This window comes from Lacticaseibacillus songhuajiangensis (assembly GCF_003946025.1).
Taxonomy (GTDB): Bacteria; Bacillota; Bacilli; order Lactobacillales; family Lactobacillaceae; genus Lacticaseibacillus; species Lacticaseibacillus songhuajiangensis.
The window spans coordinates 22,583-38,956 of record NZ_RHNR01000025.1; the positions used below are offsets into that span (position 1 = coordinate 22,583).

The following is a 16,374-nucleotide window of genomic DNA, read 5'->3' on the forward strand; positions in this document are numbered from 1 at the left end:
TCCTTGTGGCACCGCTATTTTAAATATAAAGGGGTTATAGCGTGAATCAACACACAAATCAGCAGGAGAACCAAGCAAAGCCGCAAGCGACCAATCCACTCGTCGTTGTCGCGGTCGTTGCCCTCATGTCCTTCATGGGCATTCTCACGGAAACGTCAATGAACGTCACCTTTCCGGCGCTGATGAAGCAATTCAATATCTCACTTAGCACCGTGCAGTGGGTAACATCAGGTTACTTACTAACAGCCGCACTCGTCATGTTAACGTCCGCGTACATGAAAAGACGATTCACGAACCGGCAACTGTTCATCGCCTCAGCCTTGATGTTCATTGTCGGTGATCTGATTTGTGCCCTCGCACCCGCATTCTGGGTGCTACTCCTTGGCCGCCTCATCCAGGCTGGCTGTGTCGGTCTGTGCACGCCGCTCATGGTGAACATCATTCTGGACGTCGTGCCGCGCAGTAAGCTTGGCACTTACCTCGGCATCGCAAACCTCATCATCTTAATTGCCCCTGCTATGGGTCCGACTTTTGGGGGTGCGGTCGTCGCTTTTGCCAGTTGGCGAATGATTTTCTGGATGACATTACCACTGGCCGTCATCTTGCTACTACTCGGCCAAAAGCAGATTAAACAGTACACGCCAACGCGGCGCTACGCTTTCGACTGGACGCGCTTTGCCCTACTCGCGATTGCGCTGATTAGTCTAATTGTGGGGATTAACGCACTCGGTTCGGCCAACAACATTGAATTCATCGTGTTGCTGCTGGTCTGCATTGCCGGCTTCGCACTCTTCTACAAACTCAGTAAAACCGCGACGAAAGAGCTTTTCTCACTGAACGTTTTCAAAAGTCCAGCCTTCCTTTACAGTTTCCTGCCCTACATTATTGTGCAGTTTGCCAATATCGGGATGAACGTCTTGCTACCTAACTACGTCCAAGATGTGTTCGCGGCCAGTTCGCTACTCGGCGGCCTCGTGCTACTACCCGGTAGTCTGTTCAACGGCTTCGGCCAACCATTCTACGGCTGGTTGCTCGATCATTTTGGCGCGAAGCTGCCGCTGTACCTCGGCGATATTATGTTTACGATCATGCTCGCCGCACTCGCAGCAGTCGGCAGTCGTGTCGGCGTCACCGGCGTCACCATCGCCTACTTAATCTTTGCAATTGGCCGCTCCATGATGTTCAGCAATACCGTGGCGTACGGTCTTAAACTCATCGATAAGGAATTACAAAATGATGCCAACGCCCTCTACAACACTGGCCAACAGGTTTCCGGTGCCATTGGGACGACAGTCATCACCCTCATGATGAACAGTGTGCACACACCAGGTGCAACCCACGCGCAGAATATTGCAACGGGTAGTGGCATTGTCTTCCTGTTCCTGACCTTGCTCGGGATTGTGGTCTTCATCTTGTTCCACAAACTGGTCAATCTTAAGGGCATAACACCAGCGGATAAATAAGTGAATCGCAACAAAAAGACGTGCTAGCGCGGCAGTATTTTGCCAGGTTAGCACGTCTTTTTGCTTTTCTTGAACCGGAATTAACGGGCACTCACGTTCATTTCCTTGCGGTAAATCAGGTAAACCAGCAAGGCAAACGGCAACGTCAGCATCAGCACTGGGTAGAACATCGTGTGCGGCAGCATATCAAACAGCACCCCACCGATGATTGGCCCGAGCACCATCCCCGAATCCATGCCGATATAGAAGGTCCCGTTCGCCAATCCCTGCTCATTCATCGGCGCAACGAGCAGTGCAGTGGCCTGGCAAACCGAGTACATCAAACCGTAACCGCCAGCCAAACCAAACGCGGCGATAAACAGCATCCAGTTGTTGTACAGCGCGTAGAGACCGAACATCCCCACCAGGTTGCAGGCAATCCCCGCAAACAGGAAGAGTTTGAAGGGCACGCGGTCAAAGTAGTCCTTCAGTACCAAACGCAATGCAAGCAAAATCACGGCATAGATGATGAAGAAACTTCCCGTTGCCACGTGCAGGTGCCGACTGGCCACGTACTCCACGATGTAGGACTGCGTGGCAAAATACGGAATCGACAAGATCATGATAATCAGGGCAACCGGGACGACTTTAGGTTGCACAATCCGCAACTTGCCGGCCGGTGCCTTGGCAACCTCGGCCAGCGGCTTGCCGCGATCAATCGTGAACTGAATCAGAATCATGAGCGCCGCGCTGAAAACGGCAGCACAGAGAAAGGCCAGCCGGTAGCCGAACTGTTTGTAAACAAAAATCCCCAGTGCCGGCGCCACGGCCATTCCCAGTGCGTTCATCATGCCGTAGTAGCCCATCCCCGTGCCGACGCGGTTACGCGGCAGCAGTCCGGACAACCAGGTCGCCATACAGATGGAGCACAGCGCGAAACCGAGACCGTTGAGCACGCGGAAGATGGCCACCATCCACGGCGCCACGGCTAGCGCGTAACCCACCGCGGCCGTCAGGAGCAGTGCGCCGCCGATGAACGCCAGCCGGTACTTCGAGACCTGATCGGTCAGTCGACCAGCGAACGGACGGAAAATAAGGGACACGAAGTTCATTGCCGCTGCAATCACACCGGCGAGTAGCGCGCTGGCGCCAACACTGGTAGTAAAGCCCACAATCAATGGGTTCATGAGCATGGACGCGGACATGTAGCAGAACGCGCCGAGCAAGATGAGCACCGTATCACGGGTGAATAATGATTTAGATGAGTTCACAATTAGGCCTCTTTCAGAAAATTCGCTTGCTACAACTATACCACACCTTATTTTGGCATTAGTTGCACATGCGACTACGCGCCGCGACACTGGGCAGTTGCGTAGCGGATTCACGCCTGCAGGTCAACGCGGATACGCGTTACAATCGAAACGTGTACACCTAGTATTGAAAACCATATAATAGTGGCAATCATTTGATCAAAAAGGAGAAACAGCGCCATGACAGACAAAATTGCGATTATCGTGGATTCCGGTTCTGACGTTCCCCAAACCGTGCTCCAGCAGCACGCCAACATTAAGGTGGTGCCGCTAACCGTCACCTTCGGCAGTGAGAATTATCAAGACAGCGTGGATATTACGCCGGATGAATTCTACACGCGCCTCGAAACCAGTGCGCAGCTGCCCAGCACAGCCAGTCCCGCACCTTTTGCCGCGCAAAGCAAAATGCAAGAACTGTTTGACGAGGGTTACACGCATATCCTGGGCATCACCATTGCCGGTGCCCTGTCTTCAACGCAGCAATCCTTCAAGCTGGCCGCCGCTGAATTCCCGGCCGGCACAGTTGAAGTGCTCGACAGCCGTAGTGTCGGAATTGGCAGTGGCCTCCAGGCAACGTACGCGCTGGACCTGATTGCATCCGGCGTAACTTTTGCCGAGCTCATCAGCAAGGTCGAAGCGTCCATCAACCGCAGTCGCGTCTTCTTCTACATCCCCACGCTGGAATACCTGCAGGCCGGTGGCCGCATCGGCCGGGTCGCCGGTTTGGTCGGGAGCGTCCTCAAGATCAAGCCGGTCATCTCCTGCGCCGACGACGGCGTCTACTACACCGTCACCAAGGCGCGCTCCGAAGCCAAGGCCGTGGGCAAAATGATTGCCGAAGCCGCCCAGGTTGCGGCCGGCGCGCAGCAAGTCAGCATCGCTGTTGCCCACGGACATAATCCCGAACTCTTGCAGCGCACCTGCACCCAGCTGGAAGCCGCCACCGGCCGGCCGGTGAACTACACCGGTGACGTTTCACCCGCACTGGGCGTCCACACTGGGCCCGGTTTGGTGGGGATTACGGTACAGGTCGCAGACTAACCAGCCACGCAAAAAGAGCAACACCACTCTAGAATTTTCCTAGAGGGTGTTGCTCTTTTTGTGTGGCTTGTTTTACTTCACTTCTTCAGCAACTGCCGCGTTCACCGCAGCCTGTTCAGCTTCAACCAGTTCAACCCGGCTGGTGATGACCTTGGTGTCCATCGTGATTTCACGACCCAGACCAGGTACGTTCACCTTTGGTTCGAAGAAAGCCTTGAACTCTGCCAAACGGTCGGCTGTCCGGAAGACGCTGGCGACAACGGTGATGTAGGTGGTGAATTCCATGTCGCCACCAACTGTGTCTTCAAGCCACTGCCAGTCATTGCGGATCCAGTCCCAAGCCGCCTGTTCCCCTGCACTGTTGGCGAGAACACCACGGAACCAAGCACGCAGGTCCTGCGGTTTGATCGTGTCGGCATCTTCAAACTTCTTGATGAGTTCAGCAATGAGTGCCGGATCCTTGGTGCCGGTCAGCGCAGCGGCGATGTCAGCCTTGAAGCTGGCGTCGGCCGTCTGCTTAGATTCAGCGAGCAGCTTGTTAAAGAGTTCGGCGCTACCGTAGTTAACCACTTCGTTCTTCAGCACGAAAACACGCACGTCTGCAGGCAAGCTGCCTAATTTGTCAGCATTTTGCGTAAAGAGCTGGTGAGCCTGCGCTTCGGCATCCGTGTTCTTAGCGTACAGGGCGGCACTCAGCACGTATGGCCGGGTGAGCTGGTCATCACCAGATTCACCGGCTTGTGGCTGCCAGCCGAGGCGGGCAACATTAGCTGCACTCAACTGGTTAGCGAGCTGCTGCAAGTTCTTCTCGGATTCAGTGTCCGGCGTTGTGAACTTTTTGAGCTTACCAATAATCACGTAGAGCGCGTCATTCACAACGGCGGCCTTGCTGTCGGCAAACTTCTTCAGCAGTGGCACGATGCTTGCGTAAGAAATCTGGCGCCCTTCAGCGAGCAAGCGCAGGTCCTGCAGCAACTGCAACTGATCGATGTGGTTCAGCTCATCCGTGTGCGCCAAAATGTCGTCGAGCAGCTGCTGGTCGTAGCGGACGATGAAGTGCGAGTTGTTACCAACGTTCAGGCGGAATGGCTTGCCGTTCTCGCTACGCAACTGGGCGTAATCGCCAAGCACGACGGTCTTGTCCTTCATAATCTGCGGGGTCTGCGCGTAGTTGCCGGCCAGCGGAATCTGCCACTGATGGTCCTTGTCGACACCATCGCCGATGAAGAACTGCTTCTGACTGAGCGTGAGCTTGCCGTCTTTAACCGCTGCGGTCACAACTGGGTAACCCGGCTGTTCAAGCCAAGAGTTCATAATGGCACCGACGTCAATGCCGGATGCATCGCCAAGTGCTTCCCAGAGGTCATCCCCAGTGGCGTTACCGTACTTGTGGGCGGCAAAGTAATTCTTGAGCCCAGCACGCAGCGCGTCGGTCCCAACCAAGGCGCGAGCCATGACGAGCATGCGGGCACCCTTGGCGTAGACAATGGCACTGTCAAAAATCGAGTCGATTTCGGCTGGGTTCTCGACCTGCACGTGTACGGACTGCACACCATCGGTGGCGTCACGCTGCAGGGCAGCTGGTGCTTCGGAAGTCTGGAAGACTTCCCAAATGTTCATGTCGGGTTCGATGGCGTCGATAGCGACGTATTCCATCATGTTGGCAAAACTTTCGTTGAGCCAGAGGTTGTCCCACCACTTCATGGTGACCAGGTCCCCAAACCACTGGTGAGCCAGTTCGTGGGCAATGACGGTAGCCACGCGCTGCTTCATTTCCAAAGCGGTGTTGTCAGGATCGAGCAGCAGGTAGGCTTCACGGTAGGTAACCAGTCCCCAGTTCTCCATGGCCCCGGCAGAAAAGTCAGGCAGAGCGAGCTGCCAAGAATGTGGCAGTGGGTATGGTGTCTGGTAGAAGTCTTCGTAGAATTCAATGGAGCGCTTGGCAATATCCAAAGCGAAGTCCAACTCGTTGGCCTTGTGCGCCTTGGTGCCAAAGACACCAATCTTCACGCCACTCTTGGTCGTGGTCTCCTTGCCCTGGAGTTCACCAAAGGCGAAGGCAACCAGGTAAGTGGACATGCGCACGGTCGTGTCGAAGTAGTGGACGCCATTTTCAACGCGCGTTTCTGGCATGTTGGCGAGCACGGTTTCGCCTTCGTGCTCATCGAACTTGAGTGCCAAGTCAAAAGTAGCCTTGGCTTCAGGTTCGTCCACACATGGGAAGGCCTGACGGGCGGCAGTCGTTTCAAATTGCGTCCCGATAATCTGCTTCTTTTGACCATCAACTTCGTAATAGGAAGGGTAAATGCCCATCATGCTGTCGGTCAGTGGTGCGCTGTAAGCAATGTTCAGCGTCGTCTTACCTGTAGCTGGCAAGGTGATGCGGATTGCTTCGGCGGCGTTATCAACCGCGTAGGCCACATCCTTACCATCAGCTTGGACGGAGGCAATCTGCATGTACTTCTGGTGCACGGCGATTTCGGTAGTCTTGGCGAGGCCGCTGACCTGCACCGTCCCCTTGATCTGCTTGCTGGCCCGGTTGATGTCGATGAAAACATCGTAATGCTCCGGCTGGAATAAATTATAGAAATGTGTTAGTTCAGTCATCCTTTACCCTCCAAATTATTATGATAGTTTCATTATACGTCTTGACCGCCAGATTGGATACGCGCAGCGTGCAAAATGCGGTGGGTGTCCGCCTCTTGAAAATTTCCCGGGAAATAAAAAAGAAGATGACCCAATTGGGTCATCTTCCTGCGCGCTGCGATTAATCTTTCTTCCCGCTATATACAGGGAAGGCTTTGTCCTTCCCGTAATCCGCGAACTTAATTGCACTCAGTGTGGTCATGTCCGCAGCGTTAATCGCAAAATCCAGCTGCGCGTTATCCCGCATGTGTTCCGGATTACCCGACTTCGGCAGTGGCAACAAGCCCTTCTGCAGGCAGAACTTAATCGCCAGTTGCGCCACGGAGACGCCGTACTTGTCAGCGAGTGTGCGCATCTGCGCGTTGCCGAGCATTGCGCCGTGGGCTACTGGTGAGTAAGCTTCGGTCAGAATCCCGTGCGCTTGGTTGAACGCAATCAGTTCATTCGGCATGTTGCCAATGTGCGCGAGCACCTGGTTGACCTGCGGTTGAACGTGGCCGTTATCTAGGATGTTCTGCAAATCAACCTGCTCGAAGTTAGACACCCCAATTGCGCGCAACTTGCCGGCGGTGTAAGCATCTTCAAGCGCCCGCCAAGCGGCTAGGTTGCCGGCAAAATAGTGGTCCCCATCACGGAAGTTCGCCCACGGTTCAGGACTGTGAATGATCATCATATCGATGTAATCAAGGCCCATCTTCTGCAGCGACTCATCAATGGCCGCCGCGGCTTCCGCATAGTCTTTGTGCTCAGCAGCCAGCTTCGTGGTCACAAATAGGTCCGCGCGGTCAACGCCGCTCTTGCGGACGCCGCGGCCAACACCGGCTTCGTTGCCGTACGCCTGCGCAGTGTCAATGTGCCGGTAGCCATCGGCAATCGCCTGGGCAACGACATCTTCAACCGCGTCGTCATCAATCAGCCAGGTGCCCAGCCCCAACTCGGGAATCTTGACGCCATTTTGCAAAGTGTAAGTTTCGTCGTGAATCGTCATCTTAGTCTTCCTCTCCGTAAATCTCTTTAACTAGTGCAAAAGCACTCCATGCCTTTGGCCAGCCCGCGTAGAATGCCAGGTGGGTCACCAGCGCCACCATTTCCTGCTTAGTGACGCCGTTGGTCTTGGCAATTCCCATGTGCGCCTTGAGCTGCGGGAACAAGCCCTGCGCCATCAGTGCACTAACGGTAATCATGCTGCGGTCACGCAACGATAATTCGTCCTCTTTCGCCCACACTTGTCCGAACAACACATCGTCGTTCAGTGCCGCAAACTGCGGTGCCAAATCGCCCAACTGATCACGTCCTGCTGTCTGTTTCTTCATTATTTTGCCTCCACTGCTGCGTACTGCTGATCACTCACAGGTTCCAACCATTCTGGTGTCCCTGCGGTAATCGCGATGTGACTAAAGGCACTGTCCTTTGTGGCACCATGCCAGTGCTTAACGCCATCATGGGTGACCACCACATCGCCGAGCGTTAACTTGCGTGCAGGTTGACCTTCCTCTTGGTACCAGCCTTCGCCGCCAGTCACAATCAGAATCTGGTAGCCATCGTGGTGAATGTGCCAGTTATTCCGGCAACCCGGTTCAAAAGTCACTTCACCGACCCCCACGTTCACCGCTGGGTCAGCTACCAGCCCGCGTAAGTAACTATTGCCCGTGAAATATTGGGCGTAAGCCGTGTTTGCGGGACCGCGTTCGTACAATTTCGATGTTTGTTCAGTCATTATTCTTGTCCTCCAATTCAAGTCGGTGTAAATATTCTTCAAAGCTTTCATCCGCGGCGATGGTGCTGTCGACCTTGCCCTGATACCAGTCCACCTTGTGGCTCAGCACGGCCAAGTTGTTCTGAAGCGCGCGGATTTGGGCCTGCGCCTCGCTGCGAACGTCACGCAAAAGTGCGAGGCGTTCCGGAATGGTGGCGTCCCCTTGTGCACGCAAACGCACGTATGTCTTGAGTTGCGCCATGCTCATGCCGGTGCCCTTCAGGTGCAAAATGAAAATCAACCAGCGCACATCCGCTTCCGTGTAATAGCGCTGCCCGTTGTCATCGCGTTGCGGCAAGAGCAGGCCTTCCTGCTCGTAGTAACGCAATGTGTAGGTACTGAGTCCCACTTTGGCCGCGAACTCGCCAATTCGGTACTGTTTTTCTGCCATTCGTTCAACCTCCTCGCACTTGATGCACTCAGTGTATGCCTTCGAGTGCACTGTAAGGCAAGGGCTTTTTGCAACAAAATGCGCAAAAAAACACTGACCATTTTGGCCAGTGTTTTGGCGTTACTTCTTAATCAATCCTTGCTGCACCAAGAAGCGGTGCGCCACGGTGCTGGCCTTCTCGTGCTTGACCGTCACCTCGTAGTTCAGTTCCTGCATCTGCTTAGTCGTGACCTTGCCGCGCAGGCGCTTCAAGCTACGCACAATGCCGGGGTGCTTCTTGGCGAAGTCGTTCCGCATGAGCGGTGCGCCCTGGTATGGCGGGAAGAAATTGGCATCATCACGCAGAACCACCAGCTTATACTCCCGAATCTGCGGATCGGTTGTGTAAGCATCCGTGACGTCCACATGGCCCTTAGCCAGCGCCTCATAGCGTAGCGCCGGCTCCATGGTACGTACGGAACTAAAGTTCAGCCCGTACGCCTTTTGCAAGCCCGGATAGCCGTCCGCCTGCTGATAAAAGTCGGGATCAAACGCGGCCTTCAGTTGCGGTACCCGCTTCAAATCAGACAAAGTCTTCAGCTTGTACTTACGCGCCGTGTCCGCCCGCACCGTCAGCGCGTAGCCGTTCTGGTAAGCCATTGGTGGCAGGTAGCTGAGCTGGTACTGCTGACTAAGCAGCTTCTGCGCGTGTGTGTACGCCGTTTGCGGATTGTGCGGCACCGTACCGCCATTTCTCACCAGCGATTGCAGTACTGTGCCAGTGAATTCGGGGTAGATGTCAATTTTGCCGCTACGCAAACCCTTAAATAGGAAACTCGTCCCCCCGAAGTTGGCTTTAACCTGCACGTGCACGTTCGGGTTATCCTGCTCAATCAAGTCTTTGTACATATTAATGAGCAGCTCCGGCTCGCCACCCATCTTACCGGCAACCGTCACCGTCTCCTGGCGACTGGACTGCCAAGCATTGTAGCCGTAAATGCCGCCGCCCAGCAACAACACCACCGCGGCACCGGTGAGCAACCGGCGTGGTGAAACAGTCGACAGCACCTTGACCAGCGCGCTGGTAATCAGCGCCAGCACGGCTGCGAGCACCGCCCCGACAATGAGCGCGTTGTTGTTGTTCGTCTGAATCCCTAACAAAATGTAGGTCCCCAGGCCGCCACCACCAATCAGTGCCGCCAGCGTGGCGGTCCCGATAATCATGACAACCGCGATCCGCAAGCCGGTCAGAATCATCGGCATGGCCAGCGGCAACTGCACCTTAAGCAACTTAAACCGCCGCGACAGACCAAACGCATCCGCCGCCTCATCGAGAAGCGGGTCGATGTTCGTCAGGCCTGCGTACGCATTGGAGAACACCGGCATGATGGCGTACAGCACCAGCGCGATAATCGCGGGCACCGTGCCAATACCGACAATCGGAATCAACAGTCCCAAGATGGCAAGACTGGGAATCGTCTGAATCACGCTGGCGACCTGCAACACAGCCTCCCCGGCCTTGCGGTGGTTAATCAGCGCAATCGCCAGCGGAATGGCGATTAGAATGGTGATAATGGTGGCAACTAGCGAAATCGCAATGTGCTGCCAGAGGGCACTGAGAATGTCACTGCCGTTATGTTGAATGTAATTCAGCAATGAATTCATTAGCGCACACCCCCATTCAGCGTAGCCATGAAGGCAATCAGGTCAGCTGGTGCCAGTGCCGTTTTGCCACTGGCCACAACGGCATCTGGCTGGTCCCGTAGCAACGCGGCCCAATCGTAAATCGTGGCTGAAGCTGGCAATACCGTCTCGCCGCCCTGAACTGGACGCCCGAATCCAGCGGCCACGACCTGCGTCAGGAAGTGGCGCTGCTTGGCATCATCGTCAAAGAAGGACGCCACGAAGTCATTTGCGGGTTCCGCCAAAATTTCGGTTGGCGTCCCCACCTGCAACAAGACTCCTTCGTGAATCACCGCTAAACGGTCAGCGAGGCGGAGCGCCTCGCTCATGTCATGGGTCACGAAAATAATCGTGGTGTCCAGTTCCTTGTGCAGCCGCAAAACCAGGTCCTGCAGCTGCCGGCGCGACAATGGGTCGAGTGCACTAAACGGCTCATCCATCAGCACCATTTTGGGGCTAACGGCCAGTGCGCGCACAATCCCCACTCGCTGGGCTTCCCCACCGGATAACTCTGAGGGCATGCGGTCCATGAAGATGTCCGGATCAAGGCCAACCTGTTTGAGCAAACTGCGCACCCGCTCACGGCGTTTTGCTTCCGGCCAGCCCTGCGCGAGCAATTGCACGGCAGCATTCTCGCCCACAGTCATGTTCGGGAACAGCGCCCCCGCTTGCAGCACGTAGCCGATTTCTTGGCGCAGCTTACGAACGTTCACGCTACTGACGTCCACGCCGTCAATGGCCACCGTTCCGGTCGACGGCGTGTTGAGGCAGTTGACCATCTTCAGTAGCGTCGTTTTCCCACTACCAGATGGGCCCACGAGCACAAACAACTCGCCGCTCTCCACCTTCATATTCACCGCCTGCAGCGCATCGCTACCCGCGTATGTTTTCGTCACGTTCGTAAATTCAATCATTGTCTTCCTCATTTGTGGTGCTTAGTCGAGCTGCACCGAGCAAGAGTTTCCGGTTAACCCGCTTAGCAACAAGGGCCAAAACCGCCCTAATTGCTAAGCACGTTAATCCTCAACTCCTAAACGCTCGGCTCCGCTCTGTTTTCTAGTCGAGCTGCGTGCCCCAGAAGTCTGCGCTTTACATACTTTGGCATAAGGACATAACCCGACCTTATGCCAAAGTCCGCAAATACTCAACTTCTACCCGGGTCGCTCCGCTCTGTTCTTTAGTCGAGCTGCGCGACCCAGAAGTCTGCGCTTTGCATGCTTAAGCAAAAGGGGCCAAGACCGCCCCTTTACCTTAAGCCCGCAAATGCTCAACTTCTACCCGGGTCGCTCCGCTCTGTTCTTAGTCGAGCTACACCGAGCAAGAGTTCCTCCGGTGTCCATTGCACCAACATCGCTAAAGCGATGGGTGCAAGTGGCTCCGGTTAACCCGCTTGCCAACAAGGGCAAAGACCGCCCTTATTGGCAAGCACGTTAATCCTCAACTCTTAAACGCTCGGCTCCGCTCTGTACAAAAAGGCCCGACTCTTCGCCGGGCCCCCTCGTCCGTTATTAGCAGGTTGCCCCTGCAATCATGATGCCTTTTTTGAATGCCTCAAGCACATCCGTACCCTTGGCAATTCGCACCCCGTCGTCGAACCAGTGCGCGTTATCCTTCAGGCGAATCTGGTAGTCGCGGTAGTCAATTGTCAAACCATCTTCCAGAAAGTACATGTCGTACTCGGAACTGTACAGGTGCAAGCCGGCATCGTTTTCCAGAACCACATCATAGTCCGGATCGGGCGCATCTAGTTCAATCAGCGTGAAGTTCGAGCCGATTGTGCACGCACCGCACTGCAAAGAGTAGCGGCCACCGCCGTCATCCGCAATTAATAGTAATGTTTTCTGGTCCAGGTGTTTGTCCCTCATTAATTGAACAAACGCTGGGCTGACGTTGATTTTTGTCATTGTGCGCCTCCTGGGATAATTTACTTACCTTAGGTCACCATTATGGCACACGTACGTTCGTGTGCAAAGGAATTTTGCAAAATATTTCCAACCAATACGGCACAATTGTCCGTTATTTTCTGGGCAGTCCACCGCGAACAATTCTATTAAAGATAGTAAGGCAAATCACTCGAGTAAGTTGGGTAGGCGCTAATCATGCCGTTAACCTGCGCCAATGTTGCCTTCTGGTTAATCAGCTGCGTGAACGCGTTGATTAACTCTTCGGTTTCCGCCGCAAAAATCGAGGCCCCGCACAATTCGCCGGTCTGCTTGTCCAAAACGGTCGTCACCATGGCGTCTGGGTCCTTCATGTGCCAGTAGTTGAACCAGTTGCCCACCTGCTGGCGCTTGACCGTGTACTTTTCTGGATCCGCGTCGTCCGCGTTGATACCAACTTGTGCGAGCTGCGGGAAGGAGTACGCGACCGTTGGAATAACTGGGTACTCAATTGGCGCAGTCTCGCCCAGAATGAATTTGGCCACGTAGGCACCCTCGAAGCTGGCAACCGGCGTTAATTTTGGCCGACGAGAAGACACGACGTCACCCAGAGCAAAAATGTTCGGCACACTCGTCTGCATGTGCGCATCGACAATGACGCCGTGCTTGTCTGCCTGCACGCCTGCCCGCGCCAAGTTGAGGTCGGCGATAGCTGGTGTGCGGCCGATGGCGGCAATGGCGCTGCCAACGAGCAGTTCGCCATTACTGGTGTGCAAGCGCAGACGGCCATCTTCTTCTTCAACCGCGTCAACGCTCGTGTTCCAGTGGAACTGGACGCCGCGCGCCGTGAGTGCAGCTTCTAGCGCCTGGCTGTCGGCCTTAGGCATCCCCGCCAGGAAGCGGTCATTCACCTGAATGACGTGCACCTTGGCACCAGCGGCACTCGCAATGCTGGCAAGTTCAGCGGTGATGTACCCTGCACCGATGAAGGCCAGCGAACTCGGCATCTCCTCTAAGGAAAGAAAATCATCACTGCTGAGCAGCAAGTTGCCGCCAACAACCGGCAGCGGCGTTGGCGCTGCACCCGTGGCAATCACAATGTTGTCGGCGCTGTACTCGGTGCCGTCGACGTCAAGCGTGTGGGCGTCCTTGAAGCTAGCGCTGCCATCCACGACGTCCATGCTGCTGGCCATGCCGGCGCGCATGTTGGCCGACACGTTCTGCGTGTATTCAGACTCGAACTGGCGCAGGGCCGCCCAGTCCAGTGGACCAACGGCCGGCATCCCAACACCGGCAAAACGCTGCGCTTGCAAGTAGGTGGCCGTCACGTTGTACAGCACCTTCTTCGGGTCACAGCCGCGGTTGGGACAAGTACCACCCCACTTGTCGCGCTCCACCATCAGCACCTTTTGCTTGGCGGCAAGTACTGGGCCCACACTCATCGCACCTGGGCCGGCACCAATCACAATCGTATCGTAATGTGTCATTTCAATCCTTCCCTTCTTCGTTCATGCCCTAACGTTACCACGGCACTGAAACCGAATACAATAGGCAAAATGCGGGAATTGGCCGCCAACTCGCCCGCATCATCTGCATCGTCAAAACGTCCCTATTAATTGCAAAACCATCACTGGTCTAGTTATCTTTTTAACTTTTTTGCGTAAACGTTAACACCCGCAAGCACATGGTCAGCAGGGCCATTTCATTTACCTTTGCGAACGTTATCATCATTTGCACGGTGCTTTCGTCTGTGCTAGTGTGGTCACCAATCACAAGCACAGGAGGAAATTGGTATGCGTATTGACACAGGTAAATATCCAGAAGGTAAAGATGCAGTAGATCCCCAAAAGGTCAAACGACTGAAGATTCTCAGTAAGGTGGCAACGATTATGTGTATTTCGATGTACATTTCGTACATCCCCCAAATCATTGCGAACTTCTCTGGCAATCCCGTTTCACCCCTCCAACCCCTCGTGGCCGCGGTCAACGCAACGCTCTGGGTCGCTTACGGCTGGAACAAAACCTACAAGGACTGGCCGGTCATTATCTCGAACCTGCCCGGAATTGTCTTCGGCCTCGTCACGGTAATTACAGTTTACATCCACTAAAAAGGCGCGCCGCCCGCGTCCACGCAGCATCTGCGCGGCGGGGCAACACGCCAATTGGTTGCCAAACATTTAATATAGAAGAAACGCGTTTACTTGAGCACGCTCGCGTCGATGCCAAAGAACTGCATCCGCTTCTTGTTCATGACCAGCTGAATCTTCTTAGGACTTTCAACTGGCAGCGCGCTGACCTTCTTGCCCTTGATGATCTTAATGGCCATGTCCGCGGTCTGGCGGCCGATGTCTTCAAAATTAGCCCCCTTGGTTGCCACGCCGGCAAACTTAATCATCGTCGGGTCGGTGTTCACCACCGGGGTCTTGGTTTCGGTCGAAACCTTCCCGATAGTGGTCATGCCCACAGCGGCGATATGGTCGTTCGGAATGAACATCACATCGCACTGCTTGGCAAGCGCACGCGCCGTAGCTTCGACGTCGGCGGCACTAGCGACGGTCTTTTCAACCGGCGTCATGCCGAGCTGCTTCATCGCCTTGCGCGCCCGTTTAACAATAGCCTGCGCATTCGGCTCACCAGCGTCGTACATCATGCCGATCTTCTTGGCCTTCGGGAACATTTTGTGCAGGAGTTCCAGTTGCATTTTGACGCTAACCAACACCGTGACGCCGGACGCGTTGTTGTTGGGGTGCTTGAGGTTCGCCTTGGTAATCAGGCCCGCAGCAACCGGATCGGTGATTGCGGAGAACAGCATCGGCGTCTTGTTGCCAGCCTTCTGCAAGGCCTGCGCGGCGGCGGAGCCAATCCCAATGTTGACGGTGTTGCCCATGTTGCTGAGCTGCTGACCCATCTGGTTGAGATTGCTCTGCTCGCCCTGCCCGTTGAGCACCTTAATCTTGGCGTTGCCGTAGCCCTTGGCTTTCAGCTCTTCGGTGATGCCCTTCTTGGTGTCATCCAGCGCGGCCTGATCGACCTGCTGCAGAATCCCAATCTTCACAGTCTGTTTGTTGCTGGCGGCGCTGCTGCTTTTGCCACAAGCGGCAAGCAAGCCAACAGTCATCAAAGTAGCGGCGATAATTCCCAATGTCTTCTTCATCATTTTTCCTCCGAAATTGAACTAAACAAAATTAAATGGCCAGCCAGCTGCGGGAAATATCCCCACAGATGGCTGGCCATCTTCTTTCCGGAAAGAAAAAGCCACATGCGGGAGTATTCCCCATGTGGCGGCAAATTGCACGTTAATGCGACGGCCACATGGATGCGAGCGCAAGCTCACATCCATGTGCGAGCTTGCTATCCGTAATAGCCGTCATAATAATTGTTCAGTTGTGTTGTCTCGATATGATTGGTCATGTTCATCTTCAGCACCCCTGTTCTTAGTATGTGCACAACGATACAGCTCTAGATGAGAAACGTCAAGCACAAAATTAATATTCTGTTCATTTTGGGTTAATCATTCAAGGCCGCAGGCCGGGACTGCTGCGGTTTGGCCCTACGGTGTCCGTCTCACTAGGCGCTAAGGCGCCAAGATCGACTGGCTCCGCAATTGGGGGTGGCGTGGCGGGGACCGCTGCACTCCTGGGAAAATGCACGGTGCACACCTGGAAAACCACCAGGCATGCACTGTTCATTTTCCTTTCGCCACGCCACCCCCAATTCCTCCGCCAAACCCCAGCAGTCCCTACATAGATGAACAACTTCATTGGTTTCTGCAACTAGTGTTCACCAGAATTTGCAGGATCGAGTGATCTGGTTCCCAATCAATTTCACAGTACAAAGTAAACCAATACGCACTGGTCATGACAAACATACTACGAAAAATCATCCGAGTGCGTGCCGGGGCAAGGAGGCCAGTTAATATCGAATCTGACATCACCAACGTTCGGTACAACCCACGGAGGTACGGGACCGTTTTGACGGAGCGTTGGCAGTTGGGGCCGGCGAAAAAATCAGTGTTTGGAGACGCGCAGCGGCTACACACACTGATTTCGGGAGCGCAGATTTGACGTGAACTTCGGCAAATCTGCCAGCGAAAGACTCCGGAGGAGGCTGTAGCGGTCCCCGCCGGCGCCAACTGCCAACGCGGAGTCAAAGCGGCCCCGTACCGGTGCTGAAGTGCAATAGAAAAGTTAGACACTTAAAAATTTAAGTTAAGCAACCGTGGCCTGCTCCCGGTATTCTACTGGGG

14 protein-coding genes are annotated in these 16,374 nt (G+C 54.7%); 3 read left to right on the forward strand and 11 right to left on the reverse strand.

Annotated features, from left to right (window positions below):
- Positions 1–125: 125 nt before the first annotated feature.
- On the forward strand, positions 126–1,463 hold the full coding sequence (locus tag EKM97_RS07330; RefSeq protein ID WP_125571760.1) for an MFS transporter: 1,338 nt from the start codon (positions 126–128) through the stop codon (positions 1,461–1,463).
- A gap of 80 nt (positions 1,464–1,543) precedes the next feature.
- Here the strand turns inward: EKM97_RS07330 and EKM97_RS07335 are convergent, their stop codons facing one another.
- Positions 1,544–2,713: an MFS transporter gene (locus EKM97_RS07335; protein ID WP_225419242.1), complete on the reverse strand. Its 1,170-nt coding sequence runs from the start codon at positions 2,711–2,713 to the stop codon at positions 1,544–1,546.
- 219 nt (positions 2,714–2,932) lie between these two features.
- On the opposite strand from EKM97_RS07335, the gene EKM97_RS07340 reads away from it, so the two are divergent.
- Entirely contained in the window at positions 2,933–3,793 is an 861-nt protein-coding gene (locus EKM97_RS07340) for a DegV family protein (protein ID WP_125571746.1), read from the forward strand.
- A gap of 72 nt (positions 3,794–3,865) precedes the next feature.
- Here the strand turns inward: EKM97_RS07340 and EKM97_RS07345 are convergent, their stop codons facing one another.
- The 9 genes from EKM97_RS07345 to EKM97_RS07385 form a co-directional block, all read right to left on the reverse strand.
- The gene (locus EKM97_RS07345) at positions 3,866–6,400 is read right to left on the reverse strand and encodes a M1 family metallopeptidase (RefSeq protein WP_125571747.1); all 2,535 of its coding nucleotides are present in this window, start codon (positions 6,398–6,400) and stop codon (positions 3,866–3,868) included.
- A gap of 160 nt (positions 6,401–6,560) precedes the next feature.
- Positions 6,561–7,427 (reverse strand): aldo/keto reductase, encoded by an 867-nt coding sequence (locus tag EKM97_RS07350; protein ID WP_125571748.1) that lies wholly within the window; start codon positions 7,425–7,427, stop codon positions 6,561–6,563.
- A 1-nt stretch (position 7,428) separates the two neighbouring features.
- A complete protein-coding gene (locus EKM97_RS07355) occupies positions 7,429–7,752 on the reverse strand; it encodes a carboxymuconolactone decarboxylase family protein (protein WP_225419243.1) in 324 nt (107 codons plus the stop codon).
- Positions 7,752–8,156 (reverse strand): cupin domain-containing protein, encoded by a 405-nt coding sequence (locus EKM97_RS07360; RefSeq protein ID WP_125571750.1) that lies wholly within the window; start codon positions 8,154–8,156, stop codon positions 7,752–7,754. The genes EKM97_RS07355 and EKM97_RS07360 overlap by 1 nt, the downstream gene beginning before the upstream one ends.
- The gene (locus tag EKM97_RS07365; RefSeq protein WP_125571751.1) at positions 8,149–8,586 is read right to left on the reverse strand and encodes a MerR family transcriptional regulator; all 438 of its coding nucleotides are present in this window, start codon (positions 8,584–8,586) and stop codon (positions 8,149–8,151) included. Before EKM97_RS07365 ends, EKM97_RS07360 begins: the two co-directional genes overlap by 8 nt.
- Positions 8,587–8,706: 120 nt before the next feature.
- Complete coding sequence (locus EKM97_RS07370; protein WP_125571752.1) at positions 8,707–10,230, reverse strand: ABC transporter permease/substrate-binding protein; 1,524 nt, start codon at positions 10,228–10,230, stop codon at positions 8,707–8,709.
- A complete protein-coding gene (locus tag EKM97_RS07375; protein WP_125571753.1) occupies positions 10,230–11,162 on the reverse strand; it encodes an ABC transporter ATP-binding protein in 933 nt (310 codons plus the stop codon). The genes EKM97_RS07370 and EKM97_RS07375 overlap by 1 nt, the downstream gene beginning before the upstream one ends.
- A gap of 594 nt (positions 11,163–11,756) precedes the next feature.
- On the reverse strand, positions 11,757–12,152 hold the full coding sequence (locus EKM97_RS07380) for an iron-sulfur cluster biosynthesis family protein (RefSeq protein ID WP_125571754.1): 396 nt from the start codon (positions 12,150–12,152) through the stop codon (positions 11,757–11,759).
- 146 nt (positions 12,153–12,298) lie between these two features.
- Positions 12,299–13,615: a dihydrolipoyl dehydrogenase family protein gene (locus tag EKM97_RS07385; protein ID WP_125571755.1), complete on the reverse strand. Its 1,317-nt coding sequence runs from the start codon at positions 13,613–13,615 to the stop codon at positions 12,299–12,301.
- 306 nt (positions 13,616–13,921) lie between these two features.
- Between EKM97_RS07385 and EKM97_RS07390 the strand changes: the two genes are divergently transcribed.
- Entirely contained in the window at positions 13,922–14,236 is a 315-nt protein-coding gene (locus EKM97_RS07390; RefSeq protein ID WP_125571756.1) for a SemiSWEET family transporter, read from the forward strand.
- Positions 14,237–14,325: 89 nt separating this feature from the next.
- Here the strand turns inward: EKM97_RS07390 and EKM97_RS07395 are convergent, their stop codons facing one another.
- On the reverse strand, positions 14,326–15,285 hold the full coding sequence (locus tag EKM97_RS07395) for an ABC transporter substrate-binding protein (RefSeq protein WP_125571757.1): 960 nt from the start codon (positions 15,283–15,285) through the stop codon (positions 14,326–14,328).
- Positions 15,286–16,374: the final 1,089 nt, after the last annotated feature.